Annotated in this window: 22 protein-coding genes; 14 read left to right on the forward strand and 8 right to left on the reverse strand. The window is 68.8% G+C overall.

The annotated features are described in order from the left end of the window. The first annotated feature begins 178 nt into the window (after window positions 1-178). The 4 genes from FCN18_RS36220 (at window position 179) to FCN18_RS36235 (ending at window position 5,457) form a co-directional block, all read left to right on the forward strand. Entirely contained in the window at window positions 179-1,033 is an 855-nt protein-coding gene (locus FCN18_RS36220; RefSeq protein WP_137097297.1) for a GNAT family N-acetyltransferase, read from the forward strand. 9 nt (window positions 1,034-1,042) lie between these two features. Beyond that, complete coding sequence (locus tag FCN18_RS36225) at window positions 1,043-1,798, forward strand: type 1 glutamine amidotransferase (protein ID WP_137097298.1); 756 nt, start codon at window positions 1,043-1,045, stop codon at window positions 1,796-1,798. Window positions 1,799-1,917: 119 nt separating this feature from the next. Further along, window positions 1,918-4,890: a bifunctional [glutamine synthetase] adenylyltransferase/[glutamine synthetase]-adenylyl-L-tyrosine phosphorylase gene (locus tag FCN18_RS36230; protein WP_137097299.1), complete on the forward strand. Its 2,973-nt coding sequence runs from the start codon at window positions 1,918-1,920 to the stop codon at window positions 4,888-4,890. Window positions 4,891-5,028: 138 nt separating this feature from the next. Next, on the forward strand, window positions 5,029-5,457 hold the full coding sequence (locus FCN18_RS36235) for an acyl-CoA thioesterase (protein ID WP_112276641.1): 429 nt from the start codon (window positions 5,029-5,031) through the stop codon (window positions 5,455-5,457). An 81-nt stretch (window positions 5,458-5,538) separates the two neighbouring features. Here FCN18_RS36235 and glnA read toward each other — a convergent pair whose 3' ends face one another. Further along, window positions 5,539-6,963, reverse strand: a complete 1,425-nt coding sequence (gene glnA, locus FCN18_RS36240; RefSeq protein WP_112276655.1) for a type I glutamate--ammonia ligase — start codon at window positions 6,961-6,963, stop codon at window positions 5,539-5,541. 183 nt (window positions 6,964-7,146) lie between these two features. Here glnA and FCN18_RS36245 point away from each other — a divergent pair, with 183 nt between their 5' ends. Further along, window positions 7,147-7,632, forward strand: coding sequence for an RDD family protein (locus FCN18_RS36245; RefSeq protein WP_112276639.1), 486 nt, complete (start codon window positions 7,147-7,149; stop codon window positions 7,630-7,632). Between the two features lie 6 nt (window positions 7,633-7,638). Here FCN18_RS36245 and FCN18_RS36250 read toward each other — a convergent pair whose 3' ends face one another. Beyond that, window positions 7,639-8,370 (reverse strand): hypothetical protein, encoded by a 732-nt coding sequence (locus tag FCN18_RS36250; RefSeq protein ID WP_228714312.1) that lies wholly within the window; start codon window positions 8,368-8,370, stop codon window positions 7,639-7,641. Window positions 8,371-8,505: 135 nt separating this feature from the next. On the opposite strand from FCN18_RS36250, the gene FCN18_RS39605 reads away from it, so the two are divergent. Continuing rightward, window positions 8,506-8,718 (forward strand): hypothetical protein, encoded by a 213-nt coding sequence (locus FCN18_RS39605; RefSeq protein WP_170200646.1) that lies wholly within the window; start codon window positions 8,506-8,508, stop codon window positions 8,716-8,718. 18 nt (window positions 8,719-8,736) lie between these two features. Here the strand turns inward: FCN18_RS39605 and FCN18_RS36255 are convergent, their stop codons facing one another. Then, window positions 8,737-9,465, reverse strand: a complete 729-nt coding sequence (locus FCN18_RS36255) for a DUF4191 domain-containing protein (RefSeq protein WP_112276637.1) — start codon at window positions 9,463-9,465, stop codon at window positions 8,737-8,739. A gap of 66 nt (window positions 9,466-9,531) precedes the next feature. Between FCN18_RS36255 and FCN18_RS36260 the strand changes: the two genes are divergently transcribed. From FCN18_RS36260 to FCN18_RS36280, 5 genes are all read left to right on the forward strand, one after another. Then, window positions 9,532-11,616, forward strand: coding sequence for an ATP-dependent helicase (locus FCN18_RS36260; RefSeq protein WP_113644921.1), 2,085 nt, complete (start codon window positions 9,532-9,534; stop codon window positions 11,614-11,616). Window positions 11,617-11,807: 191 nt separating this feature from the next. After that, on the forward strand, window positions 11,808-12,080 hold the full coding sequence (locus FCN18_RS36265; RefSeq protein WP_112276633.1) for a hypothetical protein: 273 nt from the start codon (window positions 11,808-11,810) through the stop codon (window positions 12,078-12,080). A 125-nt stretch (window positions 12,081-12,205) separates the two neighbouring features. Continuing rightward, on the forward strand, window positions 12,206-12,574 hold the full coding sequence (locus tag FCN18_RS36270; protein WP_112276632.1) for a WhiB family transcriptional regulator: 369 nt from the start codon (window positions 12,206-12,208) through the stop codon (window positions 12,572-12,574). Beyond that, complete coding sequence (locus tag FCN18_RS36275; RefSeq protein ID WP_137097301.1) at window positions 12,571-12,822, forward strand: hypothetical protein; 252 nt, start codon at window positions 12,571-12,573, stop codon at window positions 12,820-12,822. The genes FCN18_RS36270 and FCN18_RS36275 overlap by 4 nt, the downstream gene beginning before the upstream one ends. A gap of 76 nt (window positions 12,823-12,898) precedes the next feature. Further along, the gene (locus tag FCN18_RS36280; RefSeq protein ID WP_112276630.1) at window positions 12,899-13,771 is read left to right on the forward strand and encodes a class I SAM-dependent methyltransferase; all 873 of its coding nucleotides are present in this window, start codon (window positions 12,899-12,901) and stop codon (window positions 13,769-13,771) included. 179 nt (window positions 13,772-13,950) lie between these two features. Here FCN18_RS36280 and FCN18_RS36290 read toward each other — a convergent pair whose 3' ends face one another. The 3 genes from FCN18_RS36290 to FCN18_RS36300 form a co-directional block, all read right to left on the reverse strand. Continuing rightward, window positions 13,951-14,892, reverse strand: a complete 942-nt coding sequence (locus FCN18_RS36290; protein ID WP_112276626.1) for a hypothetical protein — start codon at window positions 14,890-14,892, stop codon at window positions 13,951-13,953. Window positions 14,893-15,020: 128 nt separating this feature from the next. Beyond that, on the reverse strand, window positions 15,021-16,322 hold the full coding sequence (locus FCN18_RS36295) for an ABC1 kinase family protein (protein WP_407675811.1): 1,302 nt from the start codon (window positions 16,320-16,322) through the stop codon (window positions 15,021-15,023). Window positions 16,323-16,427: 105 nt separating this feature from the next. Beyond that, the gene (locus FCN18_RS36300; protein WP_112276622.1) at window positions 16,428-17,474 is read right to left on the reverse strand and encodes a TOMM precursor leader peptide-binding protein; all 1,047 of its coding nucleotides are present in this window, start codon (window positions 17,472-17,474) and stop codon (window positions 16,428-16,430) included. 216 nt (window positions 17,475-17,690) lie between these two features. On the opposite strand from FCN18_RS36300, the gene FCN18_RS36305 reads away from it, so the two are divergent. Further along, window positions 17,691-18,215, forward strand: coding sequence for a M48 metallopeptidase family protein (locus FCN18_RS36305; protein ID WP_112276653.1), 525 nt, complete (start codon window positions 17,691-17,693; stop codon window positions 18,213-18,215). A 3-nt stretch (window positions 18,216-18,218) separates the two neighbouring features. On the opposite strand, the gene FCN18_RS36310 is transcribed toward FCN18_RS36305, so the two are convergent. Then, window positions 18,219-19,601, reverse strand: a complete 1,383-nt coding sequence (locus FCN18_RS36310; protein ID WP_112276620.1) for a zinc-dependent metalloprotease — start codon at window positions 19,599-19,601, stop codon at window positions 18,219-18,221. Window positions 19,602-19,692: 91 nt separating this feature from the next. On the opposite strand from FCN18_RS36310, the gene FCN18_RS36315 reads away from it, so the two are divergent. Further along, on the forward strand, window positions 19,693-20,823 hold the full coding sequence (locus FCN18_RS36315; RefSeq protein WP_112276618.1) for a YlbL family protein: 1,131 nt from the start codon (window positions 19,693-19,695) through the stop codon (window positions 20,821-20,823). Between the two features lie 76 nt (window positions 20,824-20,899). Here FCN18_RS36315 and FCN18_RS36320 read toward each other — a convergent pair whose 3' ends face one another. Then, window positions 20,900-21,466, reverse strand: coding sequence for a PPA1309 family protein (locus FCN18_RS36320; RefSeq protein ID WP_112276616.1), 567 nt, complete (start codon window positions 21,464-21,466; stop codon window positions 20,900-20,902). Window positions 21,467-21,622: 156 nt separating this feature from the next. Here FCN18_RS36320 and FCN18_RS36325 point away from each other — a divergent pair, with 156 nt between their 5' ends. Continuing rightward, window positions 21,623-24,547 carry a UPF0182 family protein gene (locus FCN18_RS36325; protein WP_112276614.1) on the forward strand — a complete coding sequence of 975 codons (2,925 nt, stop codon included), beginning with the start codon at window positions 21,623-21,625 and terminating at the stop codon, window positions 24,545-24,547. Window positions 24,548-24,550: the final 3 nt, after the last annotated feature.

Raw genomic sequence — 24,550 nt, forward strand, 5'->3', positions numbered from 1 at the left:
AAGCCCACCAGCGCCGATGGTACTGCACCCGTGGGGGTGTGGGAGAGTAGGACACCGCCGAACTCAACTTAATAGAAGAAACCCCAGAGCAGGTTGGTCGAGGATTTCCTCCCACCTCCTCTGGGGTTTCTTTTTTATTTGCTGGACTTCTGACGAAGCTCGCTGACAAGGTGACCGGGTGGATGCCACCGTCACCGTGCACACCGATACTCGGGAATTCGCCGAGTTGGCGCGACCGTTCTACGCCGCTGACCCGGTGCGACACACCGCAGCCCTCACCGCTCTGCGTAGCGTGGAGACCGCTGGAAAGGCAGGAGCCCTGGCCACGGTCACGGCGGCCGATCGGGTCGTGGGTGCGTTCGTCTGGGATCCGCCGTTCCCGGCCACCGTCAGCGGAGTTCCGGCGACCGCCGCCCGGCAGACCGCGGAGGCGGTCGCGTCAGCAGGCGCAACGCTCCGAAGCGTTCGTGGGCCCCGGCTCGAGGTCGAGTCCTTCGCCGAGGCGTGGTGTTCGGTCACTGACGTGACCGCCGAGGAGTCATCGAGCCAGTGGCTCTACGAACTGGGGGACGTGCTCACGTTGCCACAGCGGGTCGACGGGCAGTTCCGGCCGGCGACTGTCGACGATGCCGAACGCATCGCCGAGTGGCGGCAGGCCTTCGCGCAAGAGGCAGGAATGCGACTTCGGCGCCCCGAGACCTCCGCGGCCGTCGCCGAGCTCATCGCCGAAGGAACCACGTGCGGCCTGTGGTGGGTTGCGGGTGAGCCCGTGGCCATGGCGACCGCGCGGGAACCGGAATGCGGCATGTCGCGGATCAGCTACGTCTACACCCCGCCGGAGCTTCGAGGACGCGGCTATGCGTCCGCGGTCACCGCTGCCGTATCACAGCTCGTCCGTGCTGGCGGGGTTCGCCACATCGTGCTCTTCGCGGACCGTGCGAATCCGATCTCGAATCGGATCTACCAGCGGATGGGCTTCGAGAAGAAGGAAGAGCACCCGGAGTTCGTCTTCACGACGACCGCCGCCCCGTAGGCTGGAAACGTGAGCACACCACGACTGCTGGTAATCCAGCCTGACGTCACGGATCCGGCTGGTCCACTCGGCGAGTGGCTGAGCGAAGCCGGCGCCGAGCTCGACGTGCGACTGCCGCCACGGGACTCGTTGCCTTCGAACCATGGCGGTTATGACGGCCTGGTGTGTCTCGGCGGCGGGATGAGCGCCGAGGAGGACGCGAAGCATCCGTGGCTGGCGGAGGTTCGCGGTCTGCTCGCCACGGCTGCGGGCACCGGTGTGCCCACGCTCGGGGTGTGCCTGGGCGCGCAGCTTCTCGCGGTCGCGACGGGCGGCAAGGTCGTCCGGGGCGCGGACGGTCCGGAAGTAGGACCGGCGCTGGTGGCGAAGAAGGACGCGGCATGGGTGGATCCGCTGTTCGCGGACCTGCCGTTGATGCAGGACGTGTGGCAGTTCCACACCGACGTGATCGAGCGGCTGCCGCCGGGCGCGGAGCTGCTGGCCTCGGCGCCGCGCTATCCGCACCAGGCGTACCGGCTGAACAGCTGTGCGTACGGTGTGCAGTTCCACATCGAGACGACGCCGGCCGTCGTCCGTCAGTGGGCGACTGACGCTCCGGACGTAGCCGCGACCGCCCGCGAGGGCACCTTCGACGACGAGGCGCTGACCGAGGTTCACGCCGACGTCGCGGAGACCTGGCGCCCCTTCGCGCATCGGTTCGTCCGCCTGGCGGCAGGCGATCTTCAACCGGTCGCCGACAAGCGCCGCACCCTCCCCCTCGCCTGACCCTGAAACATGGGGAGCAAGGGAGCTTTGCTCCCGCCAGACGAGAGCAAAGCTCCCTTGCTCCCGCTTGGTGGCTGTCGCGAGGTGTCCGTTCGCTGATACGGCTACGGTGAGGATCGATGGTAGAGAGCGTTCGGCCGCGCGCGTCCGCGGCGAGGTTCGGCTTCACCGACGACCGAGCCGAGGATCACCTTCGCGCCGCTGGCTGGTGGAACGACGCGGGACCGGCCGAGGGAGTGCAGCAGGTACTCGCCGCGTTCTCCCGCGCCCCCGATCCCGATCTCGCACTGCGTGCGGTCGACCGACTCCGCGAAGCCGACGAGGAGCGTTGGCCTGAGCTCTCCAACGCCATCCGCGACGATGCGACGCTGCGCGGGCGCCTCCTGGCCGTGCTGGGCACGTCGACGGCCGTTGCCGACTTCCTCGTCGGCTCGCCCGGAGAGTGGCGACGCCTCACCGCCACGGCCTGCACCCCGGTCGCCGACTACAGCGACGAACTGCTCGCGGCCGTCCAGTCCACCGAACAGGTGCTCACGGGCCGGGAGGCGGAGCAGGCGCTACGCAAGGCCTACCGTGCCCTGCTCATGGAGATCGCCGCCGTCGACGTTGGTCATCTCGTCGAACCCGGACTCGACCAGCCCTCCTTCGCCGAGATCACGAACGCGCTCACCGAGCTCGCCGACGCGTCCCTGCGAGCGGGCCTCGTCGTCGCCGGGCAGGAGGTCGCGTCTTCGGGCGAAGCGGTACTGGCAGTCATCGCGATGGGCAAGTGCGGCGGCCGTGAACTCAACTACGTCAGCGACGTCGACGTCGTGTTCGTCGGCGAGGGCGACCTGCAGGTCGCGACTCGCCTGGCCACGACGATGATGCGCGTCGTCGGCCATGCTTGTTTCGAGGTCGACGCCGCTCTGCGTCCCGAGGGCAAGGCAGGTGCGCTCGTGCGAACCCTCGAGGGGCACGAGGCCTACTACAGGAAGTGGGCACGCACCTGGGAGTTCCAGGCTCTGCTCAAGGCACGCCCTGCCGCCGGTGACGCCGAGCTCGGCCGTCGCTACGCCGAGTTGATCGCGCCGATGGTGTGGTCGGCGGCGGAGCGGGAGAACTTCGTCACGGACGTTCAGCAGATGCGCCGCCGGGTCGAGCGGCATGTGCCCTCCGAGATCGCCGATCGGGAACTGAAACTCGGCATCGGAGGACTGCGCGACGTCGAGTTCGCCGTCCAGCTGCTCCAACTGGTGCACGGGCGAGCGGACGCGGAGCTGCGGTCGGCCTCCACGATGGAGGCGCTGGAAGCGCTCGGCGGGGGAGGGTATGTCGGGCGCGCCGACGCCGCCGAGCTGCGGGCCTCCTATGAGTTCCTGCGCACGATGGAGCACCGGCTGCAGCTGCGGGCCCTCCGTCGTACCCACCTCTTCCCTGAGTACGAGGACACCGCACAGCTGCGCTGGCTGGCGCGGGCTAGCGGTGTCGCGCCGAGGCGGGACAGGTCGGAGAGCGACATCCTCGTCGCCGAGTTCCGCAGGCACGCGCAGCGAATCCGCAGGCTGCACGAGAAGCTGTTCTACCGGCCGCTGCTGGACGCCGTCGCCCGCGTCCCCACCGCGGCGCTGCGACTGACGACCTCCCAGGCCGAGAGCCGTCTGGCCGCGCTCGGCTATGCCGCACCCGACGGTGCGCTGAGGCACATCCAGGCGTTGACGTCCGGCGTCTCGCGTCGTGCCGCGATCCAGCAGACCCTGCTGCCGGTGCTGCTCGACCTGCTCGCCGACACCACCGACCCCGACGGTGGTCTGCTCGCCTACCGCCGTGTCTCCGAGGCGCTCGCCGACACGCCGTGGTACCTCCGTGTCCTGCGGGACGAGGCCGCCGTGGTCGAGCACCTGGCGTTCCTGCTGGGGACCTCCCGGCTCGTGCCGGACCTGCTCGTGCGCGCGCCCGAGATCCTGCAGCTGCTGGGCGAGACCGAGCGACTGGCCGGCCGTTCACCGCTGGAGGTGGCGGGTTCCCTGCGTGCCGCGGCACGCAGGCAGCCCGGTCTCAAGGCGTCCGTCGCCGCTGCCAGGTCGCTACGTCGACACGAACTCCTGCGTGTGGCCTGTGCGGACCTGCTCGGTCTGCTCGACGTACCCGCTGTCTGCGCGGCGCTGTCCTCGGTGTGGGGAGCGGTGCTGCAGAGCGCGCTGGCCGCGGCGATCCGTCAACGGTCCGCCGAGGTGGGCAGCGAGCCGGCGAAGATCGCTGTGGTCGGGATGGGACGGCTGGGCGGCCAGGAACTCGGATACGGATCGGACGCCGACGTGCTCTTCGTCTGCGACAAGAACGACGGGGCGAGCGACGCGGAGGCTCTGAAGTTCGCCACCTCAGTGGCCGAGACGGTCCGGGAGGTGCTCGGTGCGCCAACGCAAGACCCGGCGCTGGAGGTGGACGCCAACCTGCGCCCGGAGGGCCGCAGTGGCCCGCTCGTGCGCACGCTCGACTCGTATCGCGCCTACTACGCGAGGTGGGGCGAGGTGTGGGAGGCACAGGCGCTGCTGCGGGCTCGGTTCGTCGCCGGCGACGAGGGCCTCGGCGAGCGGTTCATCGCGGACATCGACCCGGTGCGTTACCCGGCAGGCGGGCTCGACGCCACGAAAGTGCGCGAGGTGCGCAGGATCAAGGCGCGAGTGGACACTGAACGGATGCCCAGGGGCGCCGACCCGACCACTCACGCCAAGCTCGGCCGGGGTGGGCTGGCCGACGTCGAGTGGACGGTCCAGTTGATGCAGCTGCGGCACGCCCACGAAGTGGACGCCCTGCGCACCCCGTCGACACCGGCCGCGTTGCAAGCGCTGGCCGACGCCGGGCTGGCCGACGCCGAGGACGTCGGCTCGTTGCTCGACTCGTGGCTGCTGGCGACACGTGCCCGCAACGTGGCGATGCTGGTCCGGGGCAAGGCTGTCGACCAACTGCCGACGTCGGGCCGGGAACTCGCGGCCGTGGCGAGGGTGTTCGGCTACGCGGCCGACGACGACCCCGGTGAGTTCCTCGACGCGTACCGACGGACGACCCGCCGCGCCCACGCCGTTGTCGAGCGCCTCTTCTACGAAAGCTGACGCCTTCGCGGCGCGAACGGAGCCCTCACCACCTCGCCCAGCAGCGAGCAAGGGAGCTTTGCTCCCGCCAGACGAGAGCAAAGCTCCCTTGCTCACCTTGGTGGGACGTCGCATGGCCGGGAAACCTATGGTGAGGCTGTGACTGAGCGCGAACCCTTCCGGGTCCAGATCAAGGTGCGGCAGTACGAACTCGACAGCCTGGGCCACGTCAACCACGCCGTCTACCACCAGTACGCCGAGGTCGCCCGAACCTCACTCGCCGAGGCCGCCGGAGCGGCCAACGGGGGACTGGACGCGGCGCGGCTGGCCACCGTCATGCTGGAATCCCACATCAGCTTTCGCCGCGAGCTGCGGTACGGCGAGGTCGTCGACGTGACCTGTGAGGCCAAGTTCGGCGAGGGCAAGACCTTCCGGATGGATTCCAACATCTACAAGGCCGACGGCACACTGTCGGCCGAGATCACGTGCACCCTCGGCCTCATGGACCTCGACCGGCGCAAGCTCGTGGCCGAGCCGCGCAAGCGCTTCGCAGAGGCGGGCGTCGACCTGAACATCTTCGGCGGCTGAAATCTGCGCACAAAGAAACGCCGACGGCGAGGGTGTTTCCACTCCCCGCCGCCGGCGTGGCTTCGTATCGCTACCGCAAGATCACACGTCGTAGTAGAGCGCGAACTCGTACGGGTGCGGGCGCAGGCGCAGCGGGTCGATCTCGTGCTCCCGCTTGAAGCTGATCCACGTGTCGATCACGTCGGAGGTGAACACGCCACCCTCGAGCAGGAAGTCGTGGTCGGCTTCCAAGGTGTCGAGCACGGTGCCCAGGTCGCCCGGCACCAGCTTGACGTTCTTGGCCTCCTCGGGCGGCAGTTCGTAGAGGTCCTTGTCGATCGGCTCCGCCGGCTCGATCTTGTTCTTGATGCCGTCGAGGCCCGCCATCATCATCGCCGCGAACGCCAGGTACGGGTTACCCGACGAGTCGGGGCAACGGAACTCGATGCGCTTGGCCTTCGCGTTGTTCCCGGTGATCGGGATACGCACGCAGGCGGAGCGGTTGCGCTGCGAGTACACCAGGCTGACCGGAGCCTCGAAGCCGGGCACGAGCCGGTGGTACGAGTTCACGGTCGGGTTGGTGAAAGCCAGCAGGCTCGGGGCGTGAGCCAGGATGCCGCCGATGTAGTGGCGCGCCGTGTCGGACAGGCCCGCGTAACCGGACTCGTCGTAGAACAGCGGCTCGCCGTCCTTCCACAGGGACTGGTGGCAGTGCATGCCCGAGCCGTTGTCGCCGAACAGCGGCTTCGGCATGAACGTGGCCGTCTTGCCCTGGGCGAAGGCGGTGTTCTTCACGATGTACTTGAACAGCTGCAGGTCGTCCGCAGCGTGCAGCAGTGTGTTGAACTTGTAGTTGATCTCCGCCTGGCCGGCGGTGCCGACCTCGTGGTGGGCGCGCTCGATCTCGAAGCCCGAGGCGACCAGGTTGGCGACGATGTCGTCGCGCAGGTCGGCGAAGTGGTCGACCGGCGGCACGGGGAAGTAGCCACCCTTGAACCTGGTCTTGTAGCCCTTGTTGCCGCCCTCTTCCTCGCGGCCCGTGTTCCACCAGCCCTCGACGGAGTCGATCTCGTGGAAGCTGCCGTTCTCGGACGAGTCGAAGCGCACCGAGTCGAACGTGTAGAACTCGGCCTCGGGACCGAAGAACACCGTGTCGGCGATGCCGGACTCGGCGACGTACTGCTCGGCCTTACGCGCGATGTTACGAGGGTCGCGGCTGTAGGCCTCGCGCGTGAACGGGTCGTGCACGAAGAAGTTCAGCGACAGGGTCTTGTGCTTCCGGAACGGGTCGATACGCGCGGTAGCGGCGTCCGGCAGCAGCAGCATGTCCGACTCGTGAATCGACTGGAAGCCGCGCACCGAGGAGCCGTCGAAGGCGAGACCCTCTTCGAACGCTTCCGCGTCGAAAGCCTTGGCCGGGACGGTGAAGTGCTGCATGATGCCCGGCAGGTCACAGAACCTCACGTCGACAAATTGCACGTCCTCGTCGGCGATCAGACGCAGGACATCGTCTGGAGTAGTGGACACCCTCGGTGACTCCTTCATGTTCGGGCTCGTGCGGCAGTACTCACTTCGGCTCACGCTAGAAGCGCGGTGTTGCCCGACCGTCACCCGAATGTTTCGCCGGTGTTAACGGGTGGGCGGATATCGCATGTATCGGATAGGAGACCAGGCGCCATGTCGGTGACGCCAGCGACATACCCTGGTCAGGTGGCTAGATGGACCGGAGAGTGGCTTACGTCGCTTGCCGCAGCTGGTGAGACTGCCGACCGAGAACCCCCACGGTGGCCGGGTGAGGGCCTGGGCCTGCCCGAGGACGGTCCCGGAGCGGCCGCGGGGAGTGGGCGCCGCTTTCTCGCGCTCGTGGTCGACCTGATCGTGGCGTCGCTCCTCACCGCTATTTTCGTCCGTCCCGACTACTCGAATGTGGCCGTGATGCAGGAGTACAACCTGTGGTCACTCGCAGTCTGGGCCGCGATCACGATGGTGCCCGCCGCGTTCTTCGGTTTCACCCCAGGTATGGCCGCATGCGGCATCCGGGTCGGGAGGCTCGACGGAGCCGGCATACCCGGACTGTGGCGAGCGGTCGTCCGCGGTGCGTTGACCTTCCTCATCCTGCCGGCGGCCGTACGGAACGCCGACAACCGCGGCTGGCACGACCGGCTGACCGGCACGGTTGTGGTCCGGCTGCGCTGACCGAGGTCAGGCCGCGGCGCGACTCAGCCTTGTCCGCACATCGGGCGGCGGCCTGTTGACGGCTCGCACGTAGCCGGCGCGCAGGTCGGCGACCACGGCCGCCGGATTCTTGCGCAGCTGTACGGGTGGAGTGTGCACGACGACCACGCCCGCAGCCGCCAGCCTGGTGCGTTCCCGGGCCCCCCTGCCGTAGCCGGTGGGATCGAGACGGAAGTCTGGCGCATCGACCGCCCAGGCGAGGCCGATGTCCGGCCAGTAGGCGTCCGTGACGCCGAGCAACGCGCCGGAGCCATCGCGGATCTCGACGTTCCACTGAGGCTCTGGCAGCTTGCTCTGCTCTCCGACCTGCGAGGCCCATGCGCGTGCGGCCTCGCGGACGCCGCGATCCATCTCCTCGATCACGACGCGAGGCAGTGCGGAGCCGATGGTCGTGCCCTGCTCGAGTTCGTGCCGTAGCTCCCGGGGATGGCAGAGCTGCCGCTGGACGGCGTCGGTGATCATCGCGCGCACGTCGCTCAGCTTGTCCATCCGGTGCGCCGCGTCGATCAGCGCGCGGGCGAGGGGAGCAACCGGCAGGCCGTTGATCATGATCGCCTCGGGAAGGTGGATCGTGCGTTCCACGACGGCGAAGTCACGCGTGGCGACGCGGCGCTCGTGCGGAATGAGCACGTGTACCCGCGACTCCGAGGGCAGTCGGCGGATGCCGTGGATGCGGGCGGCTTCGACGCCAGTGATCATCGCGCCGGCGCCTGCGTGCACGAGTGCGGCCCGATCGAGCTGATGGCGAGTGGGTGTGCCGTTGGTGAGCATGACGACGCCCGGGATGAGCCTGCGCCATGGTCCATTTGCGCGACAACGCCGGGAGATGGCGGAGTGAGACATACCGAGGGCAACCAGGGCCGCCCGCGGGGCGACGTCTCCGGGAAAGCGTTGCCGCAGGTCATCGGGCTCGAACACGCGTCTTCGTACCACGCGCCCATGATGCCGACGGCCACCGACAGTTTCTGCGTCGTCGCGGTGAGCAAGGGAGCTTTGCTCGCGCAGAACGAGAGCAAAGCTCCCTCGCTCACCCAGAGCGGAAGGTGAGGGAGAGGCGGAGGAGGGTCAGCGGCGGCGGATGGTGCGCTGGACGTTGCGCATCTTCGCGCCCTGCGGCATCGGGCCCTTCGGCAGCGCGGCGCCCCGGTTGCCGAGCGCGGCGAGCTTCGCCTCCAGTGCGTCGATCTGGCGGGGCTTGAGGTTGCGCGGCAGCTTCATCATGTAGTTCTGCAGCTTCCGCAGCGGAACCTGGCCTTCGTCGTTGCCGACGGTGATGTCGTAGATCGGCGTCTCACCGACGAGGCGGGAGATCCGCTTCTTCTCCTGCGCGAGCAGGTTCTTCACGCGGTGCGGCGCTCCCTCCGCCACCAGGATCACGCCCGGCCCGCCCAGCACACGGTGCACGGCGTCGAGCTGTGTCGTCGCCGCCACGGTCTGGGTCACCCGCCAGCGTCCGCGCAGGTTGTCCAAGGCCCACGCCGCGGCGCCCGGCTGGCCCTCCGCCTTGCTGAAGACGTTCTTCTGGACCCGGCGCCCGAAGATGATCACCGCCGCCAGGAGGCCGAGCATGATGCCGATCGGCAGCAGCAGCCACTGGATGCCGAGGAGCCACCCGATCCCGAACGTGATACCCGCGACGACCAGGAAAGACCCCAGCATCCACGGGATCAGGGCCTTGTCCTCCTTGCGTTGCATCTTGAACGCTTGGAAGATCTGTCCGCGCTTGGCCTTGCTGGCCGCGCGCTTCTCCTTCTTGGCTTGCTTGGCAGCCTCTTTGTCCAGCTTCTCCGCCATAATCAACCAGGATACGGGCGGCCAGGCGGACGCGGCTCTGTCGGTCCCCTCTGCGAGGATGCGGCCGTGGGTAGCGCGCTTGAGTCGAACCGTCGTCCGGACCTGCTCGAGGGACTCGACCCCGAACAACGGGCAGCCGCAACCGCCCCGAGGGGACCGGTGTGCGTGCTTGCCGGAGCCGGTACGGGCAAGACCAGGACCATCACCCACCGCATCGCCCACCTCGTCCGCTCCGGACATGTATCCGCAGGCCAGGTCCTTGCCGTCACGTTCACCGCGCGTGCCGCCGGGGAGATGCGCACACGGCTGCGGCAGCTCGGCGTGGAGGCCGCCCAGGCCCGCACGTTCCACGCTGCCGCCCTTCGCCAGCTCCGCTACTTCTGGCCGCGGGTGGTCGGCGATCGGCAGTGGGACCTGATCGAGGGGAACAAGCTCCGGCTCGTGGGTCAGGCCGCGAACCGGCTCGGCATGCCCACCGAGGTGGAGGTGCTGCGCGACCTGGCGAGCGAGATCGAATGGGCGAAGGCGTCGCTCGTCAGCCCCGACGACTACCCGGCCGTGGTCTCCCGGCTGAACCGGGACGTGCCGGAGGCGCCCGGCCGCCTCGCCGAGCTGTACCGCACCTACGAGCAGCTCAAGAACAACGCTCAGCTCCTCGACTTCGACGACCTGCTCCTGCACACCACCGCCGCGCTCGAGGAGCACAAGGCCGTCGCCGAGGAGTTCCGCGACCGGTACCGCTGCTTCGTGGTCGACGAGTACCAGGACGTCACGCCGGCGCAGCAGCGCCTGCTCGATGCGTGGCTGGGTGGGCGCGACGACCTCACGGTGGTGGGGGACGCCAACCAGACGATCTACTCCTTCGGCGGCGCGTCCCCCCGACCGCTGCTCGATTTCACCCGCCGGTTCCCGGAGGCGACCGTAGTCCGCCTCGAGCGCGACTACCGGTCCACGCCACAGGTCGTCGCACTGGCCAACCGTGTGATCGGCGCCGCAAGGGGGCGCCCCGCCGGGTCGCGGCTGGACCTCGTCGGTCAGCGCCCCGACGGGCCGCCGCCCCGGTTCGCCGAGTACGACGACGAGGTCGCCGAGGCCGCGGCCGTCGCGGGCCGCATCCGCGAGTTGCGTGACGCCGGTGTGCCCGCCAGCGAGATCGCCGTCCTATACCGCGTCAACGCGCAGTCGGAAGCGTACGAGCAAGCCCTGTCCGAAGTGGGCATTCCCTACCTCGTCCGCGGTGGCGAGCGGTTCTTCGCCCGCCGCGAGGTGCGCCAGGCGATGGCCGCCCTGCGTACCGCGGCCGCGGGAGAGCCGGACGGTGACCTCGTCGAACTCGTCCGCCGAGTACTGGCAGGCGTCGGCCTCACCGAGCAGCCGCCTTCGGGCGGAGCGGCGAAGGAGCGCTGGGACGCGTTGCTCGCACTCGTGGAGCTCGCCGAGGAGTTGGCGGCGACGACGGAAGGAGCCACGCTCGGCCGGTTGGTCGCGGAACTCGATCAGCGTGCGGCGGCGCAGCATCCACCCACGGTCGAAGGGGTCACGCTGGCCTCCCTCCACGCCGCCAAGGGCCTGGAATGGGACGCCGTCTTCCTGGTCGGTCTCGCCGAGGGCACGATGCCGATCCAACATGCCGACGGGAACGACGAGGCCATCGAGGAGGAGCGCAGGCTCTTCTACGTCGGGGTCACCCGAGCCCGGGAGTACCTGTCGCTCACGTGGGCGCTGGCGCGCAACCCCGACGGCAGGCGCAACCGGAGGCGGAGCAGGTTCCTCTACGGGCTGATTCCGGAGGACCACCCCGCTGCCCGGGTCGCCCGGGCGCAGAAGCAGACGGCGCTCAAGGCGCGCTGCCGAATCTGCGGCGGCCCGCTCATTGCCACTATGGAGATCAAGCTCGGCCGCTGCGGCAAGTGTCCTGCCGACGTGGACGAGGAACTGCTGGCGCGCCTCAAGGAGTGGCGCGTCGAGCGAGCCCGAGAACTGAAGGTGCCCGCCTTCGTGGTGTTCACCGACGCCACGCTGGTCGCCATCGCGGAGCAACGACCTACCGACGACAGTGCCCTGGTGTCGATCTCGGGGATCGGCGCGACGAAGCTCGACCGCTTCGGCGCGGAGGTGCTGGCCGTGGTCCGGGACTGCCACGGCAAGTAGCCGCGCGGACACGGCGAGACAGGCAAAAGCCCAGCTCAGGACTTTTTTCCGCCACTTGGGGGGAACTTCTCAAAAATAAGTTGCCCCCGCTGGCACGAGAGCAATAACCTGCAGTCACTGGGTGGAGCATCCGTGATTCCGGTTGCCGATGGGGCGGCGAACCGGCGGACAGCGAGAGGAGGTGCCCCCTGATGAAGCTCATCAAGCTGAGCGGCACCGCTGGCACCTCGCTGTCCTGCACCGATCAGACGGTCATGACCGCGCGCCGGCGTAGCAACGTGTCCTGGGCTGGTCAGCCGTACTTCGAGTCGCTCGCTCGTGCCCGAGATGGGCGCGTTCTCATGCTCGATGCCGTTGACACCAACGCCGGGACCACGCACCCGGTGTTCCGTCCGGCGACCGCTCTGTTCCCGATCCAGGACAAGCCCTGGGTTCCGTTGCGTTCACGTGAGAGATCCCCATGACAGCCCTGTCAAGGGATAAGGCTCACGAAGGCCGCGGAACCGTACATCGGATCCGCGGCCTTCTTGCTGTTTCAGGACCTGTTGGACCGACAGGAAAACCTCAACAACACAAAGGAGAACGGGAAATGCCATCGGCAACCGCCTTCGCGTCAGAGGGGGCGCTACCCGACGAGCTGTCCGGCACAACCGGCGTCGCAGAGCTGCTCGACGCCGTGTCGTCGCCAGACCTCGACCTGCCCTGCCAATCCGGCAACGCGGACCTGTGGTTCGCGGAGACCCCCGCCGAGCTTGAGCACGCCAAGGTGCTCTGCGGCGACTGCCCTGTCCGTTCGGCGTGCCTTGCGGGTGCGCTTGCGCGACGGGAGCCCTGGGGTGTGTGGGGCGGCGAGATCTTCGAGCGTGGCGCCGTCGTGGCCCGCAAGCGGCCTCGGGGACGCCCGCGTAAGAACCCCGTGGTGGAGCACGCGACCGCCGGACAGCGGAGCGCCGCATGACCACGCAGACGGATTACCCGCAAACCGCCAAGAACTACGGCGTGCTCGACCGACCGAGCAGTGTGCCGACCATGCACAAGGAGACCCTTCGAATGTTGCTCCATGAAGAACTGGCCAGAGCCCGAATACGGGACATGCATCGGGCGATCGACGGTCCGCGACACGACCTGCGGCTCGCCAGAGCCGCCCGTCGCTGGAACCGCGTGGCCCGCTGGGCGGCGAGGAGGTCGCGCCGCTACAGCCGATAGTGACCGACGTGGGCGGAAGACAGCGGACTGCGGTCTTCCGCCCACGCGCCGTTCGCCGTTGGTGTTCAATGTGCTTGTGCCAGCACATACGCACGACGACGTCGACTGGGCCGGGCGGCTTTCCTCGCTGCGCAGGCTCGATGTCCTCGAACGCGACCGGCTCGATTCCGTTGCCGCACGGCTCGTTGCCGAGCTGCCGGCTCAGCCGACAGTCGTCGACGTGGGGTCCGGCGCGGGGGGCATGAGCGCGGCGCTCGCCGGGGAGCTCGGACGCCGCGGTGGCGGCACCGTCATTTTGGTGGACGCCGTGGACGAACTCCTGTCGGCGGCCGAGAAGGCCGCCAGGGAAACCGGAGGTTCCACGGTGGCGGTGGAGACAATCGTGGCAGACCTCGGCACCGTCGAGTTGAGCGACCTTCTCCCGCCCTCCGACCTCATCTGGGCTTCTGCCGTCGTGCATCACCTCCCTGATCAGCAACTCGCCGTGCGTCGCCTCGCACGTGCCCTCGCGCCCGGCGGGCTGCTCGCCGTGGCCGAGGGTGGCCTCGATACTCGGTGCCTGCCCTGGGACGTTGGCGTGGGCGAGCCGGGGCTCGAGCAACGGCTGGCCGCAGCTCACGAAGCCTGGTTCCGGCAGTTGCGCGCCACCATGCAGGGAGCTGTGCGGATGCCCTACGGCTGGACGGAAGCCCTGGGCAAAGCCGGCCTCACCGGCGTCGGTTCGTTCAGCTACCTGGTGGACCATCCCGCGCCCACGACACCGGCGGTTCGCGAGTTCGTGGTCGAGCGATGGACCTGGCTGGCCGAGATCGCCGAGGAACGCCTGGGCAACGGGGACCGGGACGCGGTGCGGCGACTCCTCGACCCGGAGTCTCCCGAATACCTCGGCGCGCGCGACGACCTCTTCCTGCTCAACGCCAGGACCGTCCATCATGGACGAAGATCATGACCGAGCCGACGGCCGTGTGCTCGGTCTGCGGGGTCCATCGCGATTCCGCGGGCCCGGTGGACGCGATGGCCTGGGTACGTGAGACAGAGGACGGGCGGACCCGCTGGTTGTGTCCCCGCTGCGCACGTGATCACCTGCGGGACATCGAGGGCAAACTGCCTGCCGGGTATTGGTGACAGTCATGCGGCCACCACGGGCATCTCACACTGCACCAGTGGCCGGGTGCGGGTCGCCGCGGTGCGGAAGGCACTCGCGAGTTCCTTGACGATCACGTCGCCGTCCACGCGCAGGCGTTCGGTCGGCGTGCGCAACAGCACGACTCCGGCGGCGGTGAGCGCGAGATGACCGAGATGCCGCTCGGGATTCGTGCCCCTTGGCTGAGTGAACTGCCAGCCCATGCCCACTTCGTCCCACCAGGCGTCGACAGCGCCGATCGGCCGGCCGCGCAAGTCGCACACGGTGACGTCCCATCGCGGGGGCGGCAGCGGCGAGCGCCTGACGAGCTGCCTGGCCAGACCGTGCACGAACGTGTCGCGGTTGCGGCTGATGCGGCGCAGCTCAGCGCGTACCGCGGCCGAGCCACGTTGATTGCCCGCGTCCAACTCGCTCTGGAGCTCCTCGATGTCGGACAACCCGTAGTAGATGGGCAGAGACAGCAGATCACGCAGCTGGTCCGCGTCGTTCTCCTTGCGTGCGGCGTCGAGCGCTGCGCGGGCAGGCGGAGCGAATGGCAGCCCGTTGACGAGTACGGGATCGGGTGGCCGGGCCGTGCGCTCGAGCAGGATGAAGTTCGGAGGCAGGATCCGGCGATACGCCGGCACGAGCACGTGCACCGTGCGGGGCAAGGGCAGTTCCAGTCCGTGTGCGGCTAGCGCGTCGACGCCCGTGACGACTCCGTCCTTGCCGAGATACATGGTCGCGGCTCGCAGTATCTGCTGTCGGGTCGGTTCGCCGGGTCCCAGTAGGACGATGCCGGGCATGAGCCGTCGCCAGGGGCCGCCCGGCCGGCAGCGTGTGAGGATCGCGCGTTCGGACATGCCGCCCGCGCGCAGTTCGGCGACCGTGATGATGTTGTCAGTGGCGGTGGGCGCGGGGCGTGCCGCGCAGCTCGCTGTGGTCATGAGCAGAGCTTGGCGTGGCGCGCACCGCTGCGGCAGTCATCGCGAAAAATGTGGATGAATCCGGGCCGCGAACGGCACATTCCCGCCATTCGCGCGGTAGTTGTGGACAAGTCCGACGATTTGGCTGTTCAGGACGCGAAGCCCGGCTGCCAGCGTTCGACAATGGAGCGCAGAGCCAGTTCGGCGTCGAGCTGGCACAGAATGCCGATGGCGCCCGCGGTGACCCGGTGGATCAGCAACCAGTGCGGCGGCAGGTTCAGCGATCGACCGGTGCGGAAGTCCTCACTGCGCAGATCACCCATCCGCAACGCCTGTTTCTGGGCCCATCGGCGGGTGAAGTGGAACCGCTCCTCGGTGAGGGGAGCGACCAACGGAAGGAGGTACGAATAGACGTCTTCAGCCTCGACCTCGGAATCGGGCCGGACGAAGCCCTCTGTCCGCAGGACGTCGAGCAGCTCGGCGGAACGACCATCGAGTGCGTAGCGCATCATCAGTCCCAGGGCGGGCGGCGCGCCCTCTGGTAGGTGTGCGACAGCACCGAAGTCGATGACGCAGATGCGCCCGTCGTCGAGCAACATGAAGTTGCCGGGGTGGGGGTCCGAGTGCAGTAGTTGCGCGCGGGCGGGGGAGGAATAGTGGAACTCCGCCAGCAGCCTGCCCGCCTCGTTGCGCTGAGCCTGGGTGCCGGTGCGGATGATCTCGGCGAACGGCGTGCCGTTGACCCACTCGGTGACGACCACCTTGGGGGCACTCGCGACGACCCTGGGGACGAGCACCTGGTCGTCGCCGGCGAAGGCCTTCGCGAAGCCTCGCTGGTTGTCGGCCTCCGTTCGGTAGTCGAGCTCCTCGTCCATGCGGGCGGCGAGCTCGGCGAGGAGCGGCTTGACGTCGGTACCCGGCACGAGCGCCTGGAACAGGCGGCTGAACCGCTGGAGCTGGCGCAGGTCGCTGCGCAGGGCCTCGTCTGCACCCGGGTACTGGACCTTGACCGCGACTTCCCGGCCGTCGTGCCACACGGCACGGTGGACCTGGCCGATACTGGCGGCCGCCGCGGGCTCGTCGGTGAAGGAGCTGAATCGCTGTTTCCAGGAGCGTCCGAGCTGCTCTGCGAGCACGCGATGCGTCTGCTTGGTCGACATGGGGGGTGCCGCTGCCTGGAGCCTGGTCAGCGCATCCCGGTACGGCGCGGCCAGCTCGTCGGGTACCGCGGCCTCGAAGACGCTCAGGGCCTGGCCGAACTTCATGGCGCCGCCCTTGAGCGTGCCGAGCACCTCGAAGAGCTGCTCGGCCGCCTTGGCGGAGAGCGCTGCGTTGACCTCCTCGGCGCTCTGGCCGGTCAGCCGTCGTCCCCATCCTCCGACGGCTCGGCCGGCGATGCCCAGCGGCAGGCTCGCCAGCCTCGCTGTCCGCGCAGCCGTTCTGCGCGGCATCGCAGCCTCGGCCCGGTCGTCGGAGGAGTCGCGGAATTCCGTCACGGAAGCGATTCTGCCTTGCCGATCACCCCTTTCGCAGCCGTATCGGGACGTAGATCGCGACTACGGCTCACGTCGTCCCCGGCTCGCGCCGCAGGGGCATTCCGGGTGTGGATGCCAGTCCCTGTGCGTCACCGTGCCGGCATAGGAGTCGATCTCCAGCGTTCCATTCCAGGTCGGAGGGGGAGTGTCCTCGGGCGTGAGCACGCGCAGGATCTGGCCGACGGCCAGTGCGGCGGTGGCGTAGACGTTGCCGAGTTCGGCGCGCTGGTAGCGGCCGGCGAGCTGGCTCGCGACCCTGGGCCAGCAGGAGTCGAGTGCGGTGCGTCGCAGGTCGGCGCAGCGCAGGCAGCTGCTGCGACCCGGGAACACGAGGGGGCCGACGATCCCGATGCCGTCGCGGACGCGAACGGTGAGATGGGGCAGACCCTCGGCGATGAGGTCGGTGACCACCTCGGGAGCAGGGACGACGGCATCGGTGAGCACCACGAGGTCGGGTCGCCGGCTGCCTCTGAGCTTGCCGGTTCTGGTCGCCGGGTTGGTTCTTCGCACGGCCTCGGTGAGCGCGTGCCTGCGGGGCAGGCCGACGTCGCCGTCGACGAAGCCGGAACCGAGGTCCTCGGGCCCGACCCTGCCGTCGGCCTCCGAGTCGAGGTGGCCGACGCCGGCCGACGCGAGCAGTGAGCTGATCGCCGCTGCCAGGCGCCCGCCGCCGTGGACCAGCACGGTGCTCTGTGCCCTGCGGGCGGCGGTGTCCTGCCTGCGCCTGCCCAGGCTGAGCGACCACAGCTCGGGTTCGTCGGTCCGGGTGTGGGGATGCGCGGGCGGCTCGGCCTCCTCGATGAGCCCGCGTTCCGCCAGCCCCGTCAGCAGCTCCCGGAGCCGTTCGGAGTGTTCCGTCTCAGCGAGGGACAGCAGTGACTTCGTGCTCTTGCTGCCGTCCAGGCCACGCAGGATGTCCATGAGGATCGGAGGCAGGTCCGTCGCCACCACCGCGTGCCGTGGGTCCAGCCCGATCTGGATCTCGTTGGCGCGGCGTTCCAGCACGTCGAGACCGGGCACCAGACGGGGGCGCCGCGGAAGATTCACATTGCGTAGCGAATTGGTCATATCGCACAGGGTGACAAGACTTCGCCAGGGACGCATCTAGCACACCCCGACTTGTCCACAGGCGAACCCAATTGTGGATAACCAAGACGATGTGACGCTGCAGCCATCCGCGATGTCGGTCCCTGCCCTTACGGTGGTTGGGTGGCCGAAGCACGGGTTCCCTCATTGAGGAATCGGGACAAGAACAAGCGCCAATCTTCAGTCCCTGAACAGAAGATCGAGGTGCGGCGGAGCGCACGTCGTCGCCGCACTGTCACCGCCTATCGAGACGGCGACACACTGGTCGTGCTCATCCCAGCCAAGATGAGCCAGGCAGAGGAAGAACACTGGGTCGCGGAGATGCAGCGCAAGCTGCAGCGCACGGAGAGCCGGAGGGCCTCGCCCGCGCGGGCCTCGGACGAGGCGCTGCTGCTGCGCTGTACGGAGCTCTCCCGGCGCTACCTGGACGGCACGGCGAAACCGGCGAGCGTCCGCTGGGTGCCCCCGATGCGCACCCGCTGGGCGTCGTGCACGCCGGTAGATCGAACCATCCGGGTGAGCGAACGGTTGCGCACGGTACCGCCGTGGGTCCTGGACTACGTGCTGGTCCACGAGCTGGCGCACCTGCGAGTCGCCCAGCACAACGCGAAGTTCTGGGCACTGGTCCAGCGCTACCCGAAGACCGAGCGGGCCATCGGGTACCTGGAAGGACTGTCCTCCGCCGAAGGGCTCGGTATCTCCGGGCTCGACACGGAGGACTGATCCTCAGCTCTTCTTGTCGTCCTCGCCGGAGTCGTCCTGATCGCCGGGCTCATCGGACTTGGCCTGCTCCTCGGCTTGCCGAGTGCGTTCGAGCTCGGCGATCGGGTCCAGATCGTCGAGGGCCTCCCCGGAGCGGCCGAGCCGGTCCGCGAACTCCATTGGGTCGTCCAGGTCCTCGGCCCTGGGCATGAGGTCGGGATGCGACCACAGCTGGTCGCGCGTGTCGATGCCGTGCCGGTCGCCGACGAGCTTCCACAGCGCTGACGCCGCCCGCATCCGCCGCGGCCGTAGCTCCAGCCCGACGAGGGTGGCGAAGGTCTGCTCGGCGGGCCCGCCGGTCGCACGCCTGCGGCGCAGGGTCTCCCTGAGGGCGTCCGCCCCTGGCAGCCGGTCGCCGACCGCCTCGGCCACGACGACGTCCACCCAGCCCTCGACCAGCGCGAGCAGTGTCTCCAGCCTGTTCAGCGCGGCCTGCTGCTCCGGAGTGGTCTTGGGCTCCAGCAGCCCGGAGGACATGGCCTGCTCGATGCTGGCCGGGTTGCTCGGGTCGACCTGCCCGGCGAGCTGCTCCAGGGCCGAGGTGTCCACCGTGATGCCGTGTGCGAACTCCTCGACCGTGGCCAGCAGGCGCTGCCGCAGCCACGGCACGTGCGCGAAGAGCCGCTGATGGGCGGCCTCTCTCGCGGCCAGGAAGACCATGACCTCGCTGCCCGGCCGCTCGAGACCCTCCGTGAACTTCTCGATGTTCGCGGGAAGCAGCGCGGAGGTAGCCGCGGGGCCGAGCGGAAGGCCCACCTCGCTCGAGGTCAGCACCTCGGACGCGAGCTCGGCCAGCGCGTTGCCCAACTGCGATCCAAAGGCCATGCCGCCCATCTGGCCGACCATCGACAACAGTGGTCCCGCCGCCTGCTTCGCCTCTTCCGGAAGGGCCTGCATCCAGGCGCCGGACACCTGCTTGGCCACCGGGTCGCATAGCCGCTGCCAGGTCGGCAGGGTCTTGTCGACCCAGTCGCGAGCTGTCCAGGCGACAGTGGTGGAGGCGCCTGCAGGCAGGATCGTCGCCTCGTCGAGCCACAGCTCGGCGAGATGTGCCGCGTCCCGGACGGCCGTGTCGCCGGACTGGTCGCCCGTGCTGAAGCCCAAGGAGGACCCGCCGCTGCCGGCGAGTCGTTGCAGTGCGATCTGCTTCGCCAGGTCGTAGTTCACCGGGCCCGACGAGCTGCCCGCCTGGCTCAACATCTGCCCGAGCTGGCTGAGCATCTGCCCCAGCTGCTGGAACGCGTCGGCGCCCGAACCAGGCTGCTGTTCGCCGCCGGAGTTCGACGGCTCGTTCTCACGACGCTTGTCGGGGTCGGGGAAGCCGAACCCGAACGGTGGGTTGCTCATAGGACCACCGTACGCGGACGGGGCCGGTCGCGACTTGCCCGCTGGTGGACCTTCGCCCTGAGCTGACATCCGTCACCGTACGCTGTGCGTCGTGAGCGAGACCCGCGACAACCCGTCGACGACTGGAGCAACGCGAGCGGACGCCAGGCCGGACGCCACCGGCGGCGAGGAGACCCCGCCGAAGTCGAGGACGCGGCTGAGCCGACGCGGATGGACGCTCGTCTTCAGCGGCGTGCTCGTGGTGGTGTTCGTACTGCTCGGCGCGTTTGTCCGGGTGCCCTACGTCGCGCTGGGGCCCGGGCCGACTTACGACACGCTCGGAGAGGTGGGCGGTGAGCAGGTCGTGTCGATCAACGGCCAGCGGACCTACTCGACCGACGGCGAGCTGCGCATGACGACCGTCTCGCTCAACGACGAGGTGACCCTCTTCGGGGCGCTGGGCCTGTGGATCAGCGGTCGCTACGCCGTCGCGCCGAGGGAGGACTACTTCCGGCCTGGGGAGACCGACGAGGAGGTCCGGCGGCAGAACGTCCAGCAGTTCCAGGACTCGCAGAGCAACGCCGAGGTCGCGGCGCTGCGCAGGCTCGGCTACCCGGTGAAGGTCATCGTCCAGGAGGTCGTCTCCGGCAGTCCCGCCGACAAGGTGCTCTCGCCCGGCGACCAGCTGGTGCAGGTCAACGGCAAGCGGATCAACAACGAGGAAGACGTGCTGGCCGCGCTCGCGAACACGCGACCCGGGCAGACGGTGTCGCTCACCTTCAAGCACGAGGGCCAGCCGGAGCGGACCGAGTCGGTGACGCTGGCCAGGCATCCGGACGGGCAGCCCCAGGGCTTCGTGGGGATGCAGCCCATCGACAGGGCGGACGTGCCGTTCGACGTCAACATCTCGCTGGAGGACGTCGGTGGGCCGTCGGCGGGCCTGATGTTCGCGCTCGCGATCGTCGACCGCATGACCCCGGAGAACCTGGTGTCCGGTGAGCACATCGCCGGAACCGGGGAGATCAACGAAAAGGGCAAGGTCGGGGCGATCGGCGGGATCTCGTTCAAGGTCGTCGCCGCGAAGGAGGCGGGGGCGACGGCCTTCCTCGTGCCGGAGAACAACTGCGCCGAAGCGGTGGCGGCGGCGCCGGAAGGCCTGAAGCTGATCAAGGTCACCGACCTCGACAGCGCGATCAACGCGCTGGAGAGCCTCAACGGCGGGCGGCCGACGCCGTCGTGCTGACGCTGCCGGAGCTCTGGGGAGCAAGGGAGCTTTGCTCTCGGAAAACGGGAGTAAAGCTCCCTTGCTCCCACACGGGCTACGGCAGGAGGGTGGCGCGGAGGGCGTCGACGAGGTTCGGGGCCAGCTCGGGGTGCTCGACGATCTCCTCGACCGGCTCGTCCTCGTCCCCGGCGTGCACGCCGCGCAGGCGCAGCACGCAGGCCGCGGAGCCGTCACGCAGCACCGCGGCCACGAGCCTCGCCTCGGTCCGGCGCGGGTGGTCCGCTGCGGCCTGCCTGAGCCGCTCCACGTCGCGGGCGTCGGCCGCGTCGTCGACGTCCGGCAGCTCCGCCTCGGCGTCCGGCGGGAGCACGATGATCTCCTGCGCCAGCGCGCAGCCGTGCACCGCATCCGGCCAGGCGATCGTGGCGAGCGCCTCGGCGAGGTCGCCCTCGGGCAGGGACTCCTGGGCCACCGGGGTGAGCTCGCTGCTCGCGTCGAGCTGGCCCGCGAGCTCGGGCTGCTGGCGCAGCAGCTCCGAGGTCGGCACGAGCGCGAACAACTGCGGTTGCTGCTCCCACCCCGCCGTCGCGACGAACTCCTCGACTTCCCGGGCGAGGGCAGCCACACTCACGGGGCCCGCCTCGTTTCCGCTCTGGCTCATGGGCACCATCGTGGCAGGCGGCCGGACGGCGCCCGCGTGCGCCCGGTTTGGGGGGTTCCGGGAACTATGGAGCCCTTCCGTAGAGTTAGATAACCATGGGACGCTCGCAGCGCAGGCGCCCCGAGTACGTAAGTCTCGACCACTGGAGTGTGCGTAGTGGCCACCCGGCCCCCAGTCAGCCTGCCCAAGCTGTCCCGGCGAGCTCGAATTCTGCTGACGATCGCTGCCGTCGTCATCCTGGTACTGCTGCTCGGCGCACGGTTCCTCGATACCTACGTCGACTGGCTGTGGTTCGGTGAGGTCGACGCCCGCGGCGTCTTCAGCACCGTCCTGCTCACGCGGGTCGCCCTGTTCTTCGCGACCGGTGTCCTCGTCGGCGGCCTGCTCGCCGTGAGCCTGTGGATCGCCTACCGGACGCGGCCGGTGTTCGTCCCCGTCTCCGGCGCCGACGACCCACTCGCCCGATACCGCACGGTCGTCGCCGCGCGGGTCCGGCTCTTCGGCATCGGCATCCCGGTGCTGGCGGGGCTGATCGCCGGTGTCTCGGGGCAGGGCAACTGGGAACTGGTGCAGCTGTTCCTCAACCGCACCAGCTTCAACCAGACCGATCCGCAGTTCGGTCACGACATGGGCTTCTACGTCTTCCAGCTGCCGTTCTACGGCTGGCTGCTGGGCTGGCTCTTCGTCGCGATCGTGGTCGCCTTCATCGGTGGCCTGATGGCGCACTACCTCTTCGGGGGCGTCCGGCTGGCGGGCCGGGGCGGGCAGATCTCGGGTCCCGCGCGCGTGCACCTTTCGGTGCTCATCGGTGTGTTCGTGCTGTTCAAGGCGGTCGAGTACTTCTTCGACCGCTACGACCTGCTGCTGTCCGACCGCAACGACCTGTTCACCGGCGCCACGTACACCGACCTGAACGCGGTGCTGCCCGCCAAGCTGATCCTGCTGTGCATCTCGGTGTTCTGCGCGATCGCCTTCTTCGTCGGCGCGTTCCTGCGCAACATCCAGCTGCCCGCGATCGCGCTGGTGCTGCTGATCCTCTCGGGCATCATCATCGGCGTCGCCTGGCCCGCGGTCCTCGAGCAGTTCTCCGTCCGCCCGAACGCCAACGAGCGCGAGGCCGAATCCATCCAGCGCAACATGAACGCCACGCGGCACGCGTATGGGCTGGAGAACGTCAACTACGAGGACTACACCGGCAGTTCCGAGGCCAGCCCCACGGAGGTCAGGGACGACCAGGGCACGATCCCGAACATCCGTCTGCTCGACCCCAACGTGCTGAGCCCGACCTTCACCCAGCGCGTCGGCCGCGAGAACTTCTACGGCTTCCCCGACAAGCTCGACGTCGACCGCTACACCGTCGACGGCGAGAAGCAGTCGTACATCGTCGCCGCCAAGGAGATCAACACCAGCGGCCTGCGGGAGAACCAGCAGACCTGGATCAACCGCCACCTCGTCTACACCCACGGCAACGGTTTCGTCGCGGCCCCGGCCAACACGATCGACCGCGCCATCGAGGAGGCCAACAGCGACGGCGGCTACCCGATCGCGCGCACGAGCGACACGCAGAACCCCGAGGGCGCCGGCATCCGCGTCGACGAGCCGCGCATCTACTACGGCGAGCTGGCGACGGACTACGCGATCGTCGGCGGGCAGCCCGGCCAGGCGCCGGGTGAGTACGACACGGCCACCGACCGCAGCTACCTCTACAAGGGCACCGGCGGCGTGCCGATCGACAACTGGTTCAACCGGCTCATCTTCGCGGCCGAGTACGGGGAACGGAACATCCTCTTCTCCGATGCCATCGGCGAAGGCTCGAAGATCATGTACAACCGTGACCCACGTGAGCGCGTCGAGAAGGTCGCTCCGTGGCTGACGGTCGACGGCGACCCGTACCCTGCCGTGATCGACGGCCGGATCCAGTGGATCGTCGACGGCTACACGACGCTGAACAACTACCCGTACTCGCAGCGGACGTCGCTGGGCACCGCCACGGAGGACTCGCTCAGCGGTGTGGCCCGGCAGGCGGACAACCAGATCAACTACGTCCGCAACTCGGTCAAGGCCACGGTCGACGCGTTCAACGGCACCGTGACCCTCTACGAGATGGACCAGCAGGACCCGGTGCTGGACGCCTGGATGAAGGTCTTCCCTGGCATCGTGAAGCCCAACTCGGAGATCTCGCCCGAGCTTCGCGAGCACTTCCGCTACCCGGAGGACCTGTTCAAGATCCAGCGTGAGCTGCTGACGAAGTACCACGTGCAGCGGCCGCAGGAGTTCTACTCCACGCAGACGTTCTGGAACGTGCCGCAGGACCCGACGCAGCCCGGTGGGCTCGACCCGAACTCCGACGCTGCGAAGCAGCCGCCGTACTACGTGCTCGCGCAGTCGCCGGGACAGGACGAACCGACCTTCCAGCTGACGAGCGCGCTGACTCCGCTCGCCCGCCAGTACCTGGCGGCGTGGGCGACGGTGTCGTCGGATCCGGACAGCTACGGCGAGATCACCGTGCTTCGGTTGCCCACCGGCGGAAGCCAGGTGGAAGGCCCCGTCCAGGTCCAGAACGCTTTCCAGAGCAACCCGGCGTTCACGCAGGACCGGACGCTGCTGGGTAACCAGAGCGTCGACATCATCTACGGGAACCTGCTGACCTTGCCGGTCGCCGGTGGATTCCTGTACGTCGAGCCGATCTACATCCAGCAACGCAACGCGCAGAGCTATCCGCAGCTCGCCCGCGTGCTGGTGTCGTTCGGCGGCCGGATCGGCTTCTCCTCGACTCTGAACGGGGCCCTCGACGAGGTCTTCGGTGAAGGCTCGGGCGACGCCGCGACCGGGCCTGCCCAGGAGCCGGACGACCAGTCGACCCCGACTCCGCCGGAGTCGTCGCCGAACCAGCAGCAGCCGCCGCCCGCCAACGGCGGAAACAACGCCGACCTGGACCAGGCGATCGCCGATATCCAGGCCGCCCTGGAGCAGCTGCGACAGGCTCAGCAGTCCGGCGACTTCGAGGCGCAGGGCCAGGCGCTCCAGCGGCTCGACGACGCCGCCAGGCGCTACGAGGAGGCGCAGAACGCGGGTGGCTGACGT

The sequence above is a fragment of the Prauserella endophytica genome, assembly GCF_005146945.1.
In the GTDB taxonomy this organism is placed as follows: domain Bacteria; phylum Actinomycetota; class Actinomycetes; order Mycobacteriales; family Pseudonocardiaceae; genus Prauserella_A; species Prauserella_A endophytica.